Annotated in this window: 21 protein-coding genes and 1 pseudogene; 12 read left to right on the plus strand and 10 right to left on the minus strand. The window is 70.1% G+C overall.

The window, feature by feature from the left end; translation table 11 throughout:
* The first annotated feature begins 10 nt into the window (after positions 1-10).
* Together ABGB10_RS16950 and ABGB10_RS16955 are read left to right on the plus strand one after the other, a co-directional pair.
* On the plus strand, positions 11-946 hold the full coding sequence (locus ABGB10_RS16950; protein ID WP_347661810.1) for a LysR family transcriptional regulator: 936 nt from the start codon (positions 11-13) through the stop codon (positions 944-946).
* Positions 943-1,863, plus strand: a complete 921-nt coding sequence (locus tag ABGB10_RS16955) for a serine hydrolase (RefSeq protein ID WP_347661811.1) — start codon at positions 943-945, stop codon at positions 1,861-1,863. Before ABGB10_RS16950 ends, ABGB10_RS16955 begins: the two co-directional genes overlap by 4 nt.
* A 67-nt stretch (positions 1,864-1,930) precedes the next feature.
* Here ABGB10_RS16955 and ABGB10_RS16960 read toward each other — a convergent pair whose 3' ends face one another.
* From ABGB10_RS16960 to ABGB10_RS16975, 4 genes are all read right to left on the minus strand, one after another.
* Positions 1,931-2,761, minus strand: a complete 831-nt coding sequence (locus tag ABGB10_RS16960) for a CPBP family intramembrane glutamic endopeptidase (RefSeq protein ID WP_347661812.1) — start codon at positions 2,759-2,761, stop codon at positions 1,931-1,933.
* A gap of 261 nt (positions 2,762-3,022) precedes the next feature.
* Complete coding sequence (bla, locus tag ABGB10_RS16965) at positions 3,023-3,928, minus strand: class A beta-lactamase (protein WP_347661813.1); 906 nt, start codon at positions 3,926-3,928, stop codon at positions 3,023-3,025.
* 219 nt (positions 3,929-4,147) lie between these two features.
* Positions 4,148-4,750, minus strand: coding sequence for a response regulator transcription factor (locus ABGB10_RS16970; protein WP_347661814.1), 603 nt, complete (start codon positions 4,748-4,750; stop codon positions 4,148-4,150).
* Positions 4,747-5,901: a histidine kinase gene (locus ABGB10_RS16975; RefSeq protein WP_347661815.1), complete on the minus strand. Its 1,155-nt coding sequence runs from the start codon at positions 5,899-5,901 to the stop codon at positions 4,747-4,749. Before ABGB10_RS16975 ends, ABGB10_RS16970 begins: the two co-directional genes overlap by 4 nt.
* Before the next feature lie 107 nt (positions 5,902-6,008).
* On the opposite strand from ABGB10_RS16975, the gene ABGB10_RS16980 reads away from it, so the two are divergent.
* The 4 genes from ABGB10_RS16980 (at position 6,009) to ABGB10_RS16995 (ending at position 9,486) form a co-directional block, all read left to right on the plus strand.
* A complete protein-coding gene (locus ABGB10_RS16980) occupies positions 6,009-6,890 on the plus strand; it encodes an ABC transporter ATP-binding protein (protein ID WP_347661816.1) in 882 nt (293 codons plus the stop codon).
* A gap of 26 nt (positions 6,891-6,916) precedes the next feature.
* Positions 6,917-7,636: an ABC transporter permease gene (locus ABGB10_RS16985; RefSeq protein ID WP_347661817.1), complete on the plus strand. Its 720-nt coding sequence runs from the start codon at positions 6,917-6,919 to the stop codon at positions 7,634-7,636.
* Entirely contained in the window at positions 7,633-8,313 is a 681-nt protein-coding gene (locus ABGB10_RS16990; RefSeq protein WP_347661818.1) for a GPP34 family phosphoprotein, read from the plus strand. The genes ABGB10_RS16985 and ABGB10_RS16990 overlap by 4 nt, the downstream gene beginning before the upstream one ends.
* 108 nt (positions 8,314-8,421) lie before the next feature.
* Entirely contained in the window at positions 8,422-9,486 is a 1,065-nt protein-coding gene (locus tag ABGB10_RS16995) for a PHB depolymerase family esterase (RefSeq protein WP_347661819.1), read from the plus strand.
* Between the two features lie 16 nt (positions 9,487-9,502).
* On the opposite strand, the gene ABGB10_RS17000 is transcribed toward ABGB10_RS16995, so the two are convergent.
* Positions 9,503-10,015: a MarR family transcriptional regulator gene (locus ABGB10_RS17000; RefSeq protein ID WP_347661820.1), complete on the minus strand. Its 513-nt coding sequence runs from the start codon at positions 10,013-10,015 to the stop codon at positions 9,503-9,505.
* Between the two features lie 126 nt (positions 10,016-10,141).
* Between ABGB10_RS17000 and ABGB10_RS17005 the strand changes: the two genes are divergently transcribed.
* Positions 10,142-11,113 (plus strand): aldo/keto reductase, encoded by a 972-nt coding sequence (locus tag ABGB10_RS17005; protein WP_347661821.1) that lies wholly within the window; start codon positions 10,142-10,144, stop codon positions 11,111-11,113.
* 58 nt (positions 11,114-11,171) lie between these two features.
* On the opposite strand, the pseudogene ABGB10_RS17010 reads toward ABGB10_RS17005, so the two are convergent.
* Positions 11,172-11,327: pseudogene (locus ABGB10_RS17010) on the minus strand (HlyC/CorC family transporter); the annotation flags it as partial.
* A gap of 90 nt (positions 11,328-11,417) precedes the next feature.
* On the opposite strand from ABGB10_RS17010, the gene ABGB10_RS17015 reads away from it, so the two are divergent.
* From ABGB10_RS17015 to ABGB10_RS17025, 3 genes are all read left to right on the plus strand, one after another.
* Positions 11,418-12,458 carry a cation transporter gene (locus tag ABGB10_RS17015; protein ID WP_347661822.1) on the plus strand — a complete coding sequence of 347 codons (1,041 nt, stop codon included), beginning with the start codon at positions 11,418-11,420 and terminating at the stop codon, positions 12,456-12,458.
* 34 nt (positions 12,459-12,492) lie between these two features.
* Positions 12,493-12,615, plus strand: coding sequence for a hypothetical protein (locus ABGB10_RS17020; protein WP_347661962.1), 123 nt, complete (start codon positions 12,493-12,495; stop codon positions 12,613-12,615).
* A gap of 182 nt (positions 12,616-12,797) precedes the next feature.
* Entirely contained in the window at positions 12,798-13,517 is a 720-nt protein-coding gene (locus tag ABGB10_RS17025) for a VOC family protein (protein WP_347661823.1), read from the plus strand.
* A 44-nt stretch (positions 13,518-13,561) separates the two neighbouring features.
* On the opposite strand, the gene ABGB10_RS17030 is transcribed toward ABGB10_RS17025, so the two are convergent.
* On the minus strand, positions 13,562-14,488 hold the full coding sequence (locus ABGB10_RS17030) for a helix-turn-helix transcriptional regulator (RefSeq protein ID WP_347661824.1): 927 nt from the start codon (positions 14,486-14,488) through the stop codon (positions 13,562-13,564).
* Positions 14,489-14,620: 132 nt separating this feature from the next.
* On the opposite strand from ABGB10_RS17030, the gene ABGB10_RS17035 reads away from it, so the two are divergent.
* Positions 14,621-15,526 (plus strand): oxidoreductase, encoded by a 906-nt coding sequence (locus ABGB10_RS17035; protein ID WP_347661825.1) that lies wholly within the window; start codon positions 14,621-14,623, stop codon positions 15,524-15,526.
* A gap of 124 nt (positions 15,527-15,650) precedes the next feature.
* Here ABGB10_RS17035 and ABGB10_RS17040 read toward each other — a convergent pair whose 3' ends face one another.
* From ABGB10_RS17040 to ABGB10_RS17050, 3 genes are all read right to left on the minus strand, one after another.
* Positions 15,651-16,850: a low temperature requirement protein A gene (locus ABGB10_RS17040; protein WP_347661826.1), complete on the minus strand. Its 1,200-nt coding sequence runs from the start codon at positions 16,848-16,850 to the stop codon at positions 15,651-15,653.
* A 294-nt stretch (positions 16,851-17,144) separates the two neighbouring features.
* Positions 17,145-17,285, minus strand: a complete 141-nt coding sequence (locus ABGB10_RS17045) for a hypothetical protein (RefSeq protein ID WP_347661827.1) — start codon at positions 17,283-17,285, stop codon at positions 17,145-17,147.
* Between the two features lies 1 nt (position 17,286).
* Entirely contained in the window at positions 17,287-18,204 is a 918-nt protein-coding gene (locus ABGB10_RS17050) for an NAD(P)-binding domain-containing protein (protein ID WP_347661828.1), read from the minus strand.
* An 85-nt stretch (positions 18,205-18,289) separates the two neighbouring features.
* Between ABGB10_RS17050 and ABGB10_RS17055 the strand changes: the two genes are divergently transcribed.
* Complete coding sequence (locus tag ABGB10_RS17055) at positions 18,290-18,670, plus strand: helix-turn-helix domain-containing protein (RefSeq protein ID WP_347661829.1); 381 nt, start codon at positions 18,290-18,292, stop codon at positions 18,668-18,670.
* Positions 18,671-18,763 lie beyond the last annotated feature (93 nt).

Here is an 18,763-nt window from a genome sequence, read left to right on the forward strand (position 1 = left end):
GGTTCGGTGGATGGATGTGCTCGCCGCCTGTCGGGCCTTCGTCGCCGTCAGCGGCCACGGCAGCTTCACCTCCGGCGCCTCCGCAGCGGGAATCCCCCAGTCGGTCGCCAGCCGCCGCATCGCGGCCCTGGAGAAGCACTTCGGGGCTCGGCTGTTCGACCGGTCGTCCCGGGCGGTCCGGTTGACCCCGTTCGGGCAGGACATGCTGCCGACGGCGCGACGCCTGGTGGACCTCGCCGACGCGATGGCCGACGACGCCGAGCGGGCCCGGTTGCGGCCGCTGCGGGTTGCCGTACCCGAGATCTGCCCGCCGCACCGCCTCGCCGCCCTGGTGGTCGCGGCACGACGGCAGCGGATCCACCTGGAGGTACGGCCGGCCGGTCCGCAGGAGCGCGAACGGCTCTGCCAGACCCTCGTGGTCGGTACCGGGCTCGTGGCGGTTCCGGAAGCGACGGCAGCCTGGCGGGTGCCGCTCGGGCTGGCCGCCCGGACCCCCTTTCCGGCGCCGACGGTGTTCCTGGAGACGCTGCGCAGCGGCCGAGGCCGCACGCAGGCACGCCGGCGGATCCTGATCCAGCCCGAGGACGACGTCGCCCACCTGCGGGACCCGCTGACCCGTGCCGGCCAGTCGGCGGGCCTGGCACCGGCTCAGGTATCGATCGCACCGTCCCTTGTCGACGCCGCAGCAGCGGCCCTCGGCTCCCCCGACCTGCTGCTCTGCTCCCGCCAGCAGGCCGAGGACTTCGCACTGCACTGGTGCCCCCTGGCCGGCCCGCAGCTCCTCCGGGGTTACGACGTCGCCGCCGGCGTACGCGAGGACCTCGACCACCTCCGCACAACCCTGTACGCGGACGTCGCACGATGCCTGGGCGCGGCCGCCCCCGTCCATCCGGAGCCGACCGGGGGTCGCGCACCCGGCGACCGCTCGGCGGGAGATCCGGAATGAGTGCCACCGCCGTCGTACGCAACGCACGTGACGTGCTCGACGAGGCGGGACTGCGCGGTGCCTTCCTCGTCCGTAACCTCGACACCGGCCAGGAGATCGGCTTCGACGCCGACACCCCGTACCCGACGGCGTCCCTGGTCAAGGTGCCGCTGGCGGTCGCCGTCATGGAGCGGGTCATGCGCGGGGAAATCGACCCGGCGACGCCGGTCGACGTGGCGCCCGGTCTGATCACCACCCCCGGCCCGACCGGGCTCAGCCGATTCCGCCATCCTGCGCGGATCTCCGTGGACGACCTGCTCTACCTGAGCACCTCCGTCAGCGACGGCGTCGCCGGCGACGCCCTGTTCGACCTCACCCCGCCGGCCGCGGTCGCCGCCGAGCTACGGCGACTGCGGATCGAGGGCATCGCCGTGCGGCACCGCGTAGGCGACCTCGCCGAGACGCCGGCGGAACGCCTCGGCCCCGACGATGTGCACTTGGCACATTCGCTCGCCATCGGCGCGGCGACCCCAGGGCAGGGCCACCCTGTCGCCCAGCTCGACGTCACCCGCGCCAATGCCGGTTCGGCGCGCGCCTTCGTCGACCTGCTGCACGCCCTCTGGCGGCCCTCGACGATCCACGAGACCACCGCCGCCCGAGTACGCGCCCTGATGGCCGACAACCTGCACCGGCAGCGCCTCGCCCCCGACTTCACCTCCGACGCGTCCCGCTGGTCGTCCAAGACCGGCACCCTGCTGCACCTGCGTCACGAGGTAGGGGTGGTGGATCATGTCGACGGGCAGTCGTACGCGGTCGCCGCGCTCACCGCCTCCCGGGTGCCCGCCGTCGTGCAGCCCGGCAGCGAGGCGACGATGGCCCAGGTCGCCCGGAGCCTGCACGACTACCTGCGGACGGGCACCCTGCCCTGGTGGGGGTAGCGCCTGTGTCAAAGCCCCTGGCCGGCCTGCGGCGGGCCCGGCTCGACCGAGGGCTTCGACACAGGCCCTAACCCGCGCTGGTGGCCCGGGCTCGCCGCTCGCGCAGCCAGACCAGCGCCACCATGGCGATGTTGACGACGCCGAGGATCAGCAGGGATGCGTCACCGGAGTCGGTGGACCGGTCGATCGCGAAGGCGTCGCCGTCGGCCATCACCGTGTTGACGGTCGTGAACAGGACGTTGTTGGCGACGTGGAAGGCGACCGGCGCCTCGATGCCGCGGCTGATGATGGCCATCAGGCCAGTGCTGACCCCGACCACGGTGTAGTAACCGAACAGCCAGGGATCAGCCGACCCGTGCACCACGGCGAAGCCCAGGCCGGAGACGACGAGCCCGACGACCAGGGCCGGGCGAACCGCCCGTACCCAGGACGCGGCGGCGGGCAGCACGGCACTTCTGAACATCAGCTCCTCGCCTACGGCCTGTACCGGGGTGCTCAGCACGATGATCGCCAGCATGCCGACCGTCGTGCCGGTGACACCGAACGCGGTCCAGCCCGGGGCGTCGGGCGCGACCAGCGCCACGACGCCGATCCCAGCACCCACCAGCAGCGCCGCTGCGATCAGGTAGTACGTCAGGCGGCGGGTGTCGAAGGCTCGGGGTGAGCTGATCAGGCTCCGCCACGGCACCTTGGCGATCCACAACAGGAGCAGGATCGCCACAGCGCCTGCCGCGCCGATGCTGAGGTTGACAGCCAGGAACTTCAACGGCGTGAAGGTGGCTGACATCGGGTCGTCGCTGCCCTCGATGACGCCCACGATCTGGTAGAGCAGGACCTGCAGCACCACCATCACCAGCGGCGGCACGAGGATGACCACGAGCGGCTTCCACCAGCTCATGCGGAGGTGGGCGCCGAAGGGCCGGGAGTTGTCGACGGCCGACCGGGAATGTTCCGACGTCAGCAGGCGCGAGCTTCCCGGCTCAGCAGGGCTCGGGCGTTCCGTCCCTTTCCGGGGGCCGTCGGATCTTGGGGCGCTCATCGGGGAGGTTCCTCTCGAAGGTGGTGGACATCCCCATTGCAGCGCCCACCGCGCCCTGCCGGCAGTGCCACCGCGTCACCACCTCACCGTGACAGCCCGAGGCGCGGGCCCCTACTGCCGTCACAACGTGGCGATCGCGACCTCGGTCGCCCGGGCGATCAGGGCGTTGTCGTAGCTGGCGTCCTTCTCGTCGCGGCTGGACAGCACCGCGAGGACGATCGGCGCACGGTCCGGAGGCCAGATCACCGCGATGTCGTTGCGGGTGCCGTAGCCGCCGGCGCCGGTCTTGTCCCCCACGACCCAGCCGTCGGGCACACCGGCGCGGATCAGCTCGCCGCCGGTGGTGTTGCCCCGCAGCCAACCGGTGAGCACGTCACGGTCCGCCGGTTCGAGGACGTCGCCGACGGCGTACGCCCGCAGATCCCGGGCCAGAGCCCGTGCACTGCTGGTGTCCCGCCGGTCCCCCGGCCTCGCCTCGTTGAGCACGGTCTCGTAACGCGCCGGATCGGTGACCCTGTCACCGACTTCCCGCAGCTCCTGCTCGAACTTCTGCGGCCCGCCGAGCTGGCGCAGCAGCAGGTTACCGGCGGTGTTGTCGCTGTATCGCACGGCCGCATCGGCGATGGCGCGCAGTGTCATGCCGTCGGCGACGTGCTGCTCGGTGATCGGCGAGTAGGTCACCAGGTCGTCCGCCGAGTACCGCACCACCCGGTCCAGCTCGGCGTCGGTGGTCTCGTCGAGGACCTCGGCGGCGGCCAACGCCTTGAACGTCGAGGAGTACGCGAACCGCTCGTCGGCGCGGTACCCCACCGTCCGGCCGGTGCCGGTGTCGATCGCGTAGACCCCCAGCCGCGCGTCGAACCTCTCCTCCAACTGCCGGAACTCGTAGTCCCGGTCGCCGGCGGACGACGCGGTGGCCGGCACCACACGGTCCCGCGTCGGCTGTTCAACGGCACCGGCGGGGCCGCAAGCGGCCAGGGACACCGCAGCCACCGCGGTCACCACGCGGCGTGTCGCAAGAACCACGATCGCTCCTTCGTTGATGCGTGTGCCGGCGCCGGAGAGCGCCGGCCGGGCAGGACTCGACCCTGGCAGCGATCCGGCATGCGGTCGAAGACCGAAGTAGCGGTGTTCATGCCAATCGGGCATCGCCGCCATCCGAGGGCCAGTCCGCCTGGTCGCCCGCGAAGTTCTCCATCGATCGGTGTGGGGGTCGCGCAGGGCGAGGACCGGCCGGACCGCCGGTTACAGCCAGTCGTGTTCGCGGGCGTAGCGGGCCGCTTCGTGGCGGGTCCGGGTCTGGGTCTTGCGCATCGCGTTGGAGAGGTAGTTGCGGACGGTGCCCGGGGCGAGGTAGAGCCGAGCGGCGATGTCGGCGACCGAGTAGCCCTCGCCGGTGACCCGCAGGACGTCGGCCTCACGGTCGGTGAGGGGGGAGTCAACGGTGACGGCGAGCGCGGACACGTCCGGGTCGATCCAGCGTTTCCCCGTGTGCAGGGTGGCGATGACCGAGGTGATGTGGGCCGGCTCGGCGGACTTGCTGACGAAGCCCTGGACGCCGAGCTTCAACGCCTTACGCAACACGCCGGGGCGGGCGTGCCGGGTCAGCATGAGGATCACCTGCTCCGGCCGCTCGCGGCGGATCTCGGCGACCGCGCCCAGGCCGTCCACGCCCGGCATCTCCAGGTCGATGACCAGCACGTCGGGCCGGTGCCGCAGGGTGGCCTCGATGGCGCTCTGGCCGTCCTGTGCCTCGGCGAGGACGGTGATGTCGCCCTCCATGGGCAGCAGCGCGGCCAAAGCCGTACGCAGCAGCGCCTCGTCGTCGGCGAGCACGATGGTGGTCATCGGCCGTCCTTCCCCGTAACCGTCGGGGCCGCGTCGGCCCGAGCAGGTGGAAAGACCGCTGCGGTCCGGAACCGCCCGTCCTTCTGTTCCACGGTCAGCTCACCTCCGTCGCCCGCCACCCGTTGCCTGAGTGCCGCCAGTCCCCTGAGCTCGGGGGGCGTGGTAGCGGTCACGCCGTCGTTGACGATGGTGATGCCCGACGCGGCGAGGGTGATCTGCACCTGGGTGGCCTGCGCGTGGCGCAGGATGTTCGTGGTCGTCTCCCGGAGCACCTGCCCGAGCAGTTCGCTGGCGCGGGCATCGACCTCGGCCTCCCGGGTCACCCGGACCCGGATGCCGGCGGCCTCGAACAGGTTCTTCGCGTTCTCGATCTCCGCGGTGAGGTTGAGCCGTCGTTGCGCGTAGGCGAGTTCCTTGGTCTGCGCGATGGTGTCGCTGACCAGCGCGTACGTCTCCCGCAGCTCCTTCTCCACCCGAGCGCTGTCGTGCAGCAGCAGTCGCTGGGCCAGGGCGATCTTCAACTTGACCACGTGCAGGGTGTGGCCCTGGATGTCGTGCAGGTCGCTGGCGAACCGCACGCGCTCGCGGACCACGGCCAGCTCCGCCTCACGTTCCCGGGTCTGTTCGAGCTCCCGGATGAGGTCGTAGAACCGCTCGCCCACCACGGTGAAGACCGTCACGACGATGGTGAGGACGGTCGGGATGAGGACGTAGGTGACCAGGACGTGACCGACGTCGTCCCGCTGCACCAGCAGCCGCGCCGTGCCGACGGCGGCGACGTAGGTGAACAGCCCGGCCACCACCGACTTCCGGTGCCGTCGAACCTCGCGCAGCGCGAGCGAGCCTACGGCGCAGACACCCCAGTAGGCGTTGGGGCTGCCGGTCACCAGGACCCCGACCGGCCAGACCGCTGCCGCTACGACCAGGCAGGGCAGCGCGACCCGGGCGAGGTCGTTGGCCGTCCACCGTTCGAAGGCCACCACGGCCGCCACGGCCCCCGGTGCCAGGACGACGACGTGCCACCAGGTACGCGCGTCGGTCCAGAGCAGGACCACGGCGGCGAACACCACCGGCGGCAGGGACGTGGCGAGGTTGAGCCGGCGCAGCCTTCCCTGCGTCGACTCGGTGAAGCGCGGTGATCTCGCGGTCACCACGTCAGTATCCGGCAGCCTGGGGCCACGACCAGTGACACCACGTCACATGTGGTGATGACGTGGTGCCACTGACGGGTCGGCCGTGTCCGCGCTGTCATGGGTGCATGTCCACCACACCTGTCATCGAAGTCGAACGGCTGAACCTCACCTACGGCGACTTCCACGCCGTGAAGGACCTCACCTTCGAGATACGGCCCGGCGAGCTCTACGCCCTGCTGGGCACCAACGGAGCCGGGAAGACCTCGACCCTGGAAGTTGTCGAGGGACACCGCAGGCCGACCTCGGGCACGGTCCGCGTCTTCGGGCACAGCCCCGACGATCGGCGGGCGGTACGTCCCCGGATGGGCGTGATGCTCCAGGAGAGCGGTTTCTCCCCGGACCTCACCGTCCGTGAGTCGGTCGGCCTGATCGGCCGGCTCACCCGACGCGCCGACGACGTCGACCGGGTGCTCGACCTGGTCGACCTCACCGGTCGGGCCGGCCGCAAGGTGTCGCAGCTGTCCGGCGGGGAGAAGCGGCGGCTGGACTTCGCCACCGCGGTCTACGGCACCCCGGAGCTGCTCTTCCTGGACGAACCGACCACCGGCCTCGACATCCAGTCCCGCGACGCCGTCTGGGCGACGGTGGACCGGCTCCGGGAGAACGGCGCGACCATCGTGCTCACCACGCACTACCTGGAGGAGGCACAACAGCGCGCCGACCGGATCGGGCTGATGCACCAGGGCACCCTCCACCGCGAGGGCACCGTGGCCGAACTGACCCGCACCCTGCCGGCCGTCATCCGCTTCTCCCTTCCGGCCGAGGCACCGGCGCTGCCGCTGCAGGCCGCGGTCAACGCCGAGGGAAAGGTGGTGGTCGAGACCTTCGGACTACAGAAGGACCTGCACGTCCTGCTCCGGTGGGCCCAGGACCACGCCGTCGAGCTGCAGGGCTTGGAGGCCGGGCCGACCCGCCTCGACGACGTCTTCCGCGCCATCAGCAACTGACCCGCCATCCCGACAGGAGCCTCACCGTGTTGTCGATCGCCGCAAGTGAGTTGATCCAGATCTTCCGCAACCGGCTGGTGCTGATCACCAGCCTCATCATCCCGGTTGTGGTCAGCGCGTTCTTCGTCCGCCAGCACGAGACCTACGCCGCCCTCGGCAGCCTCGGCTACATCGCCGCGATCGTCATGTTCACGATCGCCGCGTTCGGGCTCTACGCCACGGCCGTCACCACCCTGGCCTCCCGGCGACAGAATCTGTTCCTCAAGCGGCTGCGCTCCACCGCCGAAGGCGACGCCGGCATCCTCGGCGGGCTACTGCTGCCCGTGGTCGTCCTCGCCGGGGTGCAGGTGACCGCGATCCTGACCGCCCTGGCCGTGGTCGCCGGCGGACCGGCAAACGTCGCCCTGCTGGTGGTGGCGGTCCTCGCGAGCGTGGCCATGATGGTCGGCCTGGCGCTGGCCACGGCCGGGCTGACGAACTCCCCCGAACACGCGCAGGTCACCACCCTGCCCGTTACCCTCGGGGTGATCGCCGTGGCCAGTTGGGTGGGCATCTCCGGCACCGAGAACCTCGCCTGGCTCAAGCGGCTGCTGCCCGGCGGCGCGGCCACCGAACTGACCATGAACGCCTGGAACGGCGGCGTCGCCGTGACCGACTCCCTGCTCCTGCTCGCGCCCACGCTCGGCTGGGTCGTCATCGCCGTCGCCCTCGCCACCCGACTTTTCCGTTGGGAGCCCCGCCGATGACCACCGAACCCCGGTCAGACGCGCCGACCCTGGTGGAAGATCTCCTACTGCTTCTGTTCCAACCGAGATCCGGGACCATCGCGGGCGAGAACACCCTCTTCTACGTCCTCGGCGGAGCCGTGCTCGCGGACCTCGCCCTCGGCGATCACCTGACCACGGAGGCCCGGGGGCGGCTCAGGAGCGTGCCGGGTCACCCGCCGTCGGATGGCCTCCTGCGCCCGGCGTGGGACTACCTCGCCGAGAAACCGAGGGGGGTGCAGACGGCCCTGGCCGCGATCGGTCCCGCCCTGCGCAAGCCGGTGTTGGAACGGCTCATCGCGCGAGGCGACATCGACCAGGAGCCGCGTAGGGTGCTCGGCCTGTTCCGGACGACGGCCCTGCGGGAGGGCAGAACCGAACGACGGGCCCGCCTGCTCGCCGACGTTCGGCAGGTCCTCGTGGACGGTGCCGAGCCGCAACCCCGTGTCGCCGCGCTCACGGCGCTGCTCTCGGCGAGCGGAACGCTCCCACAGTTCCACCGCGAGATCCCGTGGACGTCACCGGTGATCAGCCGGGCCAAGGAACTCGAGCGGGGCGACTGGGGTGCCGACGCCGCGGCGGCAGCCGTGACCCGCACCGTGACGGCCACTGTCGTCAACAGCGCCATCGTGGCCATCACCGTGCTTCCTCGAAGCTAGGACGTCCGTCGAAGTCCTCGGTCGAGCCGAGGCGGAGTCCGGGCGGCGACGACGGCTACCGCACACCTCCCCGGCGTACACCCACTCATATCTGGAAAGGAGGCCCGCGTGACCTCCCCGCCTCCCACATCGCCTGCTGGCAGCAGGCCCAGCCGTCGCGTCCGACGGCGGTGGCTCCGGGTCGTCTCCGGCGCCTTCGTCACCGTTGTGGCCGCCGTCAGCGTCGGCGTCGCCGCCCTTCAGCTCGGCCTGCCGTGGCAGATGGGCGAGGGCGATCGCAACCACGTCTACAACGGCGACGCCGGGTCGCAGCGCTACCAGGTCCACCTCCCTCCCCAGCACGGCGGGACGGCTCGGCTGCCTGTCGTCATGGCGATCCACGGCTGTGCGATGACCGGCTACGGGTGGAACTCCATGAAGTCCACGACCCAGTTCAACCGCCTGGCCGACCGGGAGGGCTTCATCGTCGTCTACCCCACGCAACTGATCTCCCGCAACGTGATCGCCTGCTGGAACTCGGCCGACCCACGGGAGCAACACCGAGACAGCGGCGAACCCGCGCTGCTCGCCGGCGTCGCCCGCCAGGTCGTCGAGAAGTACGACGCGGATCCGGATCGGGTGCACGTGGCCGGCGCCTCCTCGGGCGCGGGGACCGCGGTCATCCTCGCCGCGACCTACCCCGACGTCTTCGCCACGGTCACCTCGGTCGCCGGCGGGGAGTACGGGCTCGACCAGGTCGACCCGGACGACCCGGAGTCGACGTCGCCGCTGGACACGGCACGTCAGGCCTGGGCCCAGATGGGTGAGCGGGCCCGGCGGGTGCCGCTGCTGGTGATCCAGGGCGAGCAGGACGAGGTCGTGCCACCCCTGGTCGCCACCCGACTCGTCGCGCACTGGACCGCAGTGGGTGACCTCGTCGACGACGGCCAACCCAACGACAGCCTCGACCTGACCGAAAAGACCACTTCCGTGCCGGCCGAGGCGGGTCGGCACGCGTACACGCACACGACGATCACCGCCCCGGACGGCTCATCGATCGTCGAGGCGTACCGCGTCCAGGACATGGGGCACGCCTGGCCCGGCCCGGACGGCGACGGCCGCTACACCGATCACGCGGGCCCCGATGCCAGCGAGATCGTGTGGCGGTTCGCCGAGCGCCACCCGATGCGGTGACGTCGGCCCTCGGCGGCTACGGCGCGGACGTCGCCGCGGCGCGGTTGACGGCGGCCTCGACCGCGGTGCCGATGCGCGTCAACGTTGTCAGCTCGTGGGGTTCGAGCTGGTCGATCAGATATTCGCGGACCGCCGCGACATGTCCCGGTGCCGCGGCCACGACAACCTCGTAACCGGCGTCGGTCAGGATCGCGTTGGTGGCTCTGCCTGGACCAGGGATCCGGGCCCGCGCGAGCAGGCCGCGTTTCTCCAACCGTCCGACGACGTGCGACAGACGGGACAGCGACGCCGCCGTTCGCTCGGCGAGACGGCTCATCCGCATCGTGCGCTCCGGCTCCTCGGATAGCACCGAGAGCACCACGTACTCGAAGAAGGTCAGCTGGGACTCGCGTTGCATCCGCGCGTCCAGGGCAGCCGGCAGGCTGATCATGAGCGCGGAGTTGGCCAGCCACGCCGCCCGCTCGTCGTCATTCAGCCACGGCGTTCCAGCATCGGTTCCGGCCGGCCTCCCCGTCTCCTTCTCAGCCATGAGGTCACCCTACTAACTGCTTGTTGACGCTTCAAGTTCGAGACTGTAGAACTTGAAGCATCAAGTTCAGCTGGGTGCGCCTCTCCGGAGCACGGACCGGCCTCCGATTCACGAAGGGACCATGTGATGCACAGCACATCTCTGCGAGGCCTCGAGGTCTCGCGCATCGGCCTCGGAGCCATGGGGATGTCGGCCTACTACACGGGCGCCGGCCGTGACGAAGCCGAATCCATCCGCACCATCCGTCGTGCCCTGGACCTCGGCGTCACCCACCTGGACACCGCCGAGGTGTACGGCCCGTACGTCAACGAGGAGCTGGTTGGTCGCGCGATCAACGGCCGCCGCGACGAGGTCGTCCTCGCCAGCAAGTTCGGCCTCATCTCGCACACCGGCAGGCCAGGGCCGGACAGCACCCTCGCCAACATCCGCGCGGCCGTGGACGGGTCGCTGCGGCGGCTCGGCACCGACCACATCGATCTCTACTACCAGCACCGGGTCGACCGCGACACTCCGATCGAGGAGACGATGGGAGCCCTGAGCGAACTGGTAACCGTCGGCAAGGTGCGCCACATCGGCCTGTCGGAGGCGTCCGCGGCGACGATCCGTCGGGCTCACGCGGTTCATCCGGTGGCCGCCGTCCAGACGGAGTACTCGCTGTGGACCCGCGACCCCGAGGCCGACGTGCTGCCCACGCTGCGGGAACTCGGCATCGGCCTGGTGCCCTACTCGCCGCTCGGACATGGCTTCCTCACCGGCGACATCCGCTCCCTCGACGGTTTGGACGCCACCGACTGGCGGCGCACCAATCCCCGGTTCACCGGCGACAACCTCACCCACAACCTGCGCATCGTCGACGAGGTCCGCGACGTCGCCGGCGAGGTAGGTGCCACGCCCGCGCAGATCGCCCTGGCCTGGCTTCTGGCGCAGGGCGAGGGCATCGCCCCCATACCGGGCACCAGGCGCGTCGACCGGGTCGAGGAGAACTGCGCCGCCGACAACATCCAACTCACCGCCGGTCAGATCGCCCGGCTGAACAACCTGACCCCGGCGTCCGGCGATCGCCACGCCGAGTCCGACATGGCCGCCATCGACGGTTGAGTGGGGCAGACGTACGCAGCGGCCGCCCCGCGGTCACAGGTAAAGGAATGGTGCCGACCAGCACCCGCCCACCGCACGAGGTGCGCTCGAGGCGCTGCAGCTGACTCTCCCGCAGCTGCACCAACGCCATCTCGCTGCCCGCGAACACCGCGTTCACCAGCACCAACACCAGTACCAACGTGACCTGCACGCCATAGTCGCCCACCCGGGCCATCCGGAGCTCAACCGCAGCGGCAGCCTCACAGCGGGTCACCGATACGGTCACCGGGCGCATCGCGCGCCGAAAACGGGGAAACACCCGGCGGTGCCGGATCTGACCACCCTGCCCTGGCCGCTGCCGGTCAGCGCCGCGGTGTTCGTCCTCGCCGGGGCGATCACCGTGGCCGGCAGCGTGCGCCTCGCCGGTGTCGGCGACGCCCTCGCCGACAAAACCGGCTGGGGTGAAGCCCTGTTCGGCGTCGTGTTCTTCGGCCTCGTCACCGGCCTGTCCGGCATCATCATGACCGTCGTCGCCGCCGGCAGCGGCCAAGCCAGCCTCGGCTACAGCAACGCCGTCGGCGGCATCGCCGCCCAGACCACCGCCGTCGCCGTCGCCGACGCCTTCCACCGCCGCGTCAACCTCGAACACGCCGCCGCGTCGCTGTCCAACCTGCTGTCGGGCTGCCTGCTCATCTCCCTGCTCGCCCTGGCGCTGCTGGCCACCTACATCCCCGAGACGACCATCGCCGGCGTCAACCCGATGTCCGCCATCCTCGTCGCCGCCTACGTCGGTGGGCTGGTGCTCATCCGCCGCGCCGGCGCCCAACCGATGTGGCAGGCCATCGCCACTGCCGAAACCCGCCCCGACGTCCCCCACAACGACAACATCCTCAACCAGCGCTCGCCCGGATGGCTGTGGACCAACTTCGCCGTCGTCGGCCTGCTCGTCGCCGCCGGCGGCTGGCTGGTCGCCCTCGCCGCCGAAAGCGTCGTCGAGACCACCGGGCTCACTGCCGGCTTCGTCGGCGCCGTGCTGATGGGAGCGGTCAACGCCCTGCCGGAGACCGTCACCGCGATCGCCGCCGTGCGACGCGGCGCGGTCACCCTCGCCATCGCCGCCGTGCTGGGGGGGAACATCCTCGACGTGCTCACCCTCGTCGCCGGGGACGTCGCCTACCGACAGGGCTCCATCTACCACGCCGCCGGGGAGCAGGAACTGCTCGCTACCACCACCAGCCTTTTCATGACCGCCACCCTCCTCGGCGGTCTGCTCATCCGCCAAACCTGCGGCTGGGGCCGTCTCGGCTTCGAAGGGGTTCTGCTGCTGGCCAGCTACGCCGCCATGACCGTCATCCTCGCCCTGTAGGCCAGCAGGCAGGACCACCGGCATCGAACGTGCTGTGGCTCATCTTCGGCGGTCGGATCGCCTCGCCTCCGGGCTGGCGAACATCCTCCGGGCGGTACTGGCCGGCTGGTGGCTCGCCCTGTCGCACATCCTCGCCGGCATCGCGCTGGTGCGATAGCCCGCGACTCGCGGGAGATCCGGGCGCCTGATCTTGGCGAGACATATGGCAGGCGGGAGGACACCGCCGATGGCTCGGCTGGGCATTGTTGCGTTCCGGGTCATCAGCCGATCGGACGACCGAAAGCGATGATCGGCCATTTCCATGTGCGACGGATACCCCGCGACGCTTAGAAAGGGGGCATGACCAACGAGCGGACCGTCCCCCTGCTGCCGTGCCCATCCATCGATGACATCGAAACCTTCTACGGCGTTCTCGGTTTCCGCACCACGTACAAGCAACGCAAACCCAACGCGTGCGTGGGGGTGCAGCGGGAAGACCTGCATCTGCAGTTCTTCGAGATCGCCGGATTTGACCCGGAGCAGTCCTACGGCTCCTGTCTCGTAATCACCGCGGACATCGAGGGACTACATCGGGCATTCGCCGCCGGCATGCGCGCCGCGTACGGCAAGGTACTGGTGTCCGGAACGCCGCGGATGACCCGGCCCAGGGCGCGGAAGAACGCCGACGGGTTGGGCGGATTCAGCGTCATCGACCCGGGTGGCAACTGGATCCGCGTCTTCCGGGACGCCGCCACCGCGCCCATGCCGGCCGCCACGCCTGCCGGGCGGCTGGCCAAGGCCCTGGCAAATGCTGTCGTGCAGGCCGATTCCAGGGGAAGCGTCGGACAGGCCGTTCGGATCCTCGACAGCGCGTTGGCCCGCCCGCACGCCGACGACGATCCGGTTGAGCAGGTAGAGGTCCTGGTCTACCGCGCCGAACTCGCGATGGTGCTGCACGATCCAAAGACTGCGGCCGAGATGCTGGCCCGCACCCAGTCCGTCACGCTCACGGAAGACGAATCCGAAAGGGCAGCACCCGCGTTCGACAACGCCGCTGACCTTGCAGCAGCACTACGGTGACTCACCATACGAACACCCTCAACCGCGCATGAGCGTGCACCCGATCATGAAGTCCCGCCAGGGGTGGGGCCGGCTGTGGTCCAGACCGTCCGGGAGGGGTGCTCGTCGGTGAGCGCTGAGCGGGTCGCGTGCAACGATGCCAGGAGCTGCAGCCGGTCCGCGTCGGCGCTGCCCGGCTCGGCGGTGAAGACGAGCATGACGGAGCCGGGGTTTCCCGGTAGCGGGTAGGTGTCCCAGTCCAGGACGATGTCGCCTACCCCGGGAATCCGGAAGGTCTTGGTACCACTGACCGACTCACGTACGTCGTGCTGGGCCCACAGCCGCCGAAACGGGGCGCTGCGGATGCTCAGCTCACCGACGATCGCGGCGGCGCGTGGGTGGGTGGGGTCGGTGGCGACGGCGGCGCGCATCATGCCGATGTAGTCCAGAGCCTGCCGCTCCCAGTCCGGGCAGCTACGCTCGCCGGTCAGCGTGTCGTCGAACAGCAACAGGAGCATGTTGAGCCGGTCGGCAGGGTAGGCGTCCGGGTCGCCGAGCAGCGCCTGCGCCATCGGGTTCCAGTCGAGCAGGTCGAGATGCCGGCCGAGTATGACCGCAGGAGTGTCCATCACCCGCAGCAGGCGCCGTGTGCCCTCCGGCACCCGCTCCGGATCGCGGTTCACCCGGGCGGGCATCGACCGGCGGGCGGCGTGGGCCAGGGTGAACAGGTGCCGGCGTTCCCTGTGGTCGAGCCCGAGCGCGCCGGCAAGCGCGTCCAGGACGTCGTCGGACGGGCGTACCTCCCGGCCCTGTTCGATCCGCTGGTAGTAGTCAGTGCTCAGCCCGGCCAGCAGGGCCAACTCCTCGCGCCGTAGCCCGGTGACCTTGCGCCGGCCGCCCGGCTCCAGGCCGACGTCGTGCGGACGCAGCCGACTACGCCGAGCGCGGAGGAAGTCGCCGAGCTCACGAGCGTACGGATGAAGGCTGTTCATGCCGCAAGTGTGCAGCGGCCCGGACCGCCGAAGGTAGGTCCGTCAGACCTAGGCAACCGAGAACGACTGAACCCAACGGGATCGCTCCTAGCGTCGATGCAGCCAGCGCACCGACACCTCCAGGAGCAGCAGATGACCGGATGGACCACCGACCACATCCCCGACCAGCACGGTCGCGTTGCCGTCGTGACCGGCGCGAACTCGGGCCTCGGCCTGGTCACCGCCGCCGAACTGGCCGGCCACGGCGCCCACGTCGTGCTCGCCGTTCGCCACACTCCCGCCGGCGAGGAGGCCGCCCGCCGGATCGGTGACGACGTCGAGGTACGCGAGCTGGACCTGGCCTCCCTCGCCTCCGTGCGGACCTTCGCTGCGAAGCTGGCTGGCGACCACCCGGCGATCGACCTGCTGGTCAACAACGCCGGCGTGGTGCTGCTTGGCCCACGTCGCACCTCCGCCGACGGATTCGAACTGCACCTCGCCACCAACATGTTGGGCCACTTCGCACTGACCGGCCTGCTGCTCGGCAACCTGGCCGCGGCGCGGGAAGCCCGCGTGGTCAGCCTCAGCTCGATCACCCACAAGAACGCGCACCTGGACTTCAATGACCTGATGTTCGAACACGACTACCGGGCAGCCACCGCCTACGGCCGGTCCAAGCTCGCCACCACGATCTTCGGCATCGAACTGGACCGCCGCCTGCGCGCCGCCGGAACGCCGATCGTCAGCGCCCTGGCCCACCCCGGTCTCACCCGCACCAACCTGACTCCGCGTGCCTGGGAACACCGTGGCCGACTCGGGCGACTGATCGCGTCGGCCGGCCTGCTGGCAACCCAGCCGGTGGCGCAGGGCGCGCTGCCGCAATTGCGCGCTGCGACCGAGCCCGGTGTGCGGGGTGGCCAGTTCTTCGGCCCGTCCGGGCTCTGGGAGACGCGAGGCGGAGTCACCGAGGCCCGGCTCAGCCAGGAGGCCGGCGACCCGGCCGTCGGCACGCGGCTGTGGGCGGCAGCCGCGGACCTGACCGGCGTCAACTACCTCTGACCCACGACGGTCACCGGCTGGCCGGCGGCAATCGGTAGCGTCGCGATCAGCCGGCTAGCGCAGCAGGACGAACTGAAATGTCACCCGGCGAATCGGCTTTGTTCGGTGGGGTGCCGGGTACGCGTCAGCGTGGCGGCGAGGCCTCCTCCAGTGGAAGCCCGTGGGCTCGGGTCGTGTCAGAGGCGGCAACGCCGAACAGGACCGCGACTGCTGCCGCAGCGACCCCGAGGGGCGACAGGCCGACCATGATCGGTGCCATGGCCGCGAGGACGAGGATCCCGATCGGCCGCGGCCAGGACACTCGGTCGAAGGCCACGTACTCGAATACTGAGCGCCCGGCGAGGTAGAGCGCAGGCCCTCCGAGGATGGCTCCGACCCAGGCGGGTTTGGCGTCTCCGGATGGATCCATGAGGACGAGTTCGGAGCCGGCTGAGCTGGCGAGGATGCCGGACACCATGAGCAGGTGTGCGAACTCGGCCAACCGACCGAGCCGGCCGGGGTCGGCGGATGCCGCGATGGCCTCGCCCAGGATTTGGCCGGCCCGATAGAAGTAGATCCGCCACAGCAACACCGTGGTGAGGAACGACAAGGTAAGGGCCATCATTCGTTCAGCCACGATCGGACCGCGGAGAAGACTCGATCCGGAGGTCAGGATCGTCTCACCAAGCGCGACAATGACAAGCTGCCAGTAGCGTTCGGCCAAGTGCTCGCCCGCGACGGCCCACGGGGACACCCGCGAGCGACCCAGCCCCGGTACCGGCCAACCGAGTCTGGCCCCCAGGTAGTCGATTGCCAGGGCCACCGTCCACAGCGAATTGCGCGTCAACTCGGGAGCAAAGGCTCCGGCGAGCCACGGTACGGCCGACGCGCCGAACCAGATGAGCGCCAACATATTGACGCGGCGCAGATTATGACCGCGCACGATGCCGACGAAGAAGACGGTGCGGCCCACCTGAATCGCGACATAGGTGCTCGCGAAGAGCAGGCCAGTCTCGGCGAGAGCCCCCGAAATCGCGACCGCCAGGAGCAGGCTCCCGTACATCGTCGCAACGACAACGAACTGGATCGGCGGCTGGAACGGATCGAATCTGCTGGTCACCCATGCCGTCTGGGTCCAGATCCACCAGAGGGCCAAGAGCAGCAGCAGAGTCTCGCCGTTCTCCGCAAGGGAGGTGGTCAACCGCTCCGCGACGTGACCTCTGGTGTAGTCCAGCACCAACTCGTGCACAATCCGGGTGAGCGCGAAGACGTAGACGAGATCGAAGAACAGTTCCAGGAAGGTCGGCCGCTGCGGACTCTCACGACTGCGCAGCAGATTGGCCACTCGATTCCTCGTCACCCGGCCCGCCCGCTTCGTCGGCTAATCGCTGAAGCAGTCGTACCACGTCGCCGCGGCGCCCACGGATAAGACGCACCTGCGATGACTAATAGCCTGACGGCCGACGAGGGCTGCCACCGCGCCCAGCACCGTCCTCTCCCGAAAAGCCGACGGCTGGCTGACCGACGTGCTACGCGGCTTCCAGGCAGGACCCACAGCCGGCGGGCAACGACCACAGGGCGCGGCAGCACCGGCCGGCCCGACCTTCTCGATCACTCTGGTGACGTCGCTGAAGCGACCTCACTCCCGCCGGTTGCGCAGCCAGTCCCGCAGTAACCACCACAGCCCAGCGGAGCCGGGCGCCGTCGCGAGCGCGGCAGCGATTACCGAGCCGCCGCCCGCCGCGCGTACGACGAACGACGGCAGGGCCCGGTCCCACACGTCAGCTGATGAGACGATGCCGCTTGTCCCGTGGCTCGCGGATGCTGTCGATGATGCGGGTCCAGTTGTCGCCGCCGTGCCCATTCTCGATCGCCTGCCGATAATGTGCTCGCACGGCCAGGGGAAGCGCGAGGTCGAGGCCCAGTGTCGTGCTGGTCTCGACGATGTGGTCGGCGGTCGCGCCCATCATGGTGACCGTGCTGAGATCGCCGGGGTGTTCTCCAGCGTCCAGCGCGGCGCCGGGGGTTTCCTCGCCGGCGCGGAGAATGGCGCCGATCGACTCGGCCGAGGCGATCAGCTCCGGCATTGCCTCCGTGGCCGTCATTCCCGTGGCACCCAGCATCGCGGTGGCGTGCATCAACGCGGACAGGGTGCCGAGGAATACGGCGAGTTGGGCTTGATACATCATCTGGGCGAGACCCGGGTCCTCGCCCAGGTGGTTCGGCGCGCCGAGCCGGGCCAGCGCCTCTCGGCTGCCGTCCAGCACATCGCCGGGACCGCTGTAGTAGACGTACGCCGCGTCGGTGCCGACCATCGGCGCTGGGACCATGACGCCGCCGGTGAGGAAGGCCGCGTCGTGGGCCGCCGCCCAGGATGCCGCCTCGCGGCTGCGGTCGGGGGTGTCGGAGCTTAGGTTGACCAACGTCCGGCCGGCGAGAGACGCGGTGGCCGGGCCGAGGATGTCGTACATCGCTTGGTAGTCGGTGAGGCTGAGGATGACGAGGCTGCTCGCCTCGACCGCCTCGGCGGCTGTCGCCGCGAGCGTCGCGCCGTCGGCGACGACGCCCTCGGCCCGGCCGGTGGTGCGGTTCCAGACCGTGACGGGGTGGCCGGCGGCGAGGAGGGTGCGGGTGATCGCCTGGCCCATCGGGCCGAGCCCGATCACGGTGACGGCGCTGTTGTGCTGTTGGTTGTCCACCTCTCCATGCTCGGCGCCGCGTCACTATTCTCGTAAGTACCCACTAAGTTCTGCGGTACTTACCTTTCAGTAAGGGGGGTCAGCGATGGCCAAGGCATCCCGACGCGGGCCTTACATCTGCGGCATCGACGCGGCGCTCGACGTGGTGAGCGGCAAGTGGAAGGGCCTGATCCTCTGGGAACTCGAGGCCCATGGCGTACGCCGTTTCGCGCAGCTGCGTCGGGGTCTGCCCGGAGTGAGCGAGAAGATGCTGACTCAGCATTTGCGCGAGCTCGAGGAGGACGGCCTGGTGCACCGGAAGGTCCACGCCGAGGTGCCGCCGCGGGTGGAATACTCCTTGACCGAGCACGGGCGCACGCTCAACCGGGCGCTCGGGCCGCTCGGCGCCTGGGGGAGCGAGCGGATCCGTCGCGAGGCCGCCGAGATGGTCGACGCCGCTTCCGAAGACCGCGCGGCCCTGCGCTGATCAGGGGGTCCGATCCGCGGTGTCTCAGCAGTGCCGTGGCTACGGCGAGCTGCGCGCCGGCCACGACGTCGACGTGCAGCGTGAGGCCTGCGT

The sequence above is a fragment of the Micromonospora sp. B9E7 genome (assembly GCF_039871815.1).
Lineage (GTDB): Bacteria > Actinomycetota > Actinomycetes > Mycobacteriales > Micromonosporaceae > Micromonospora.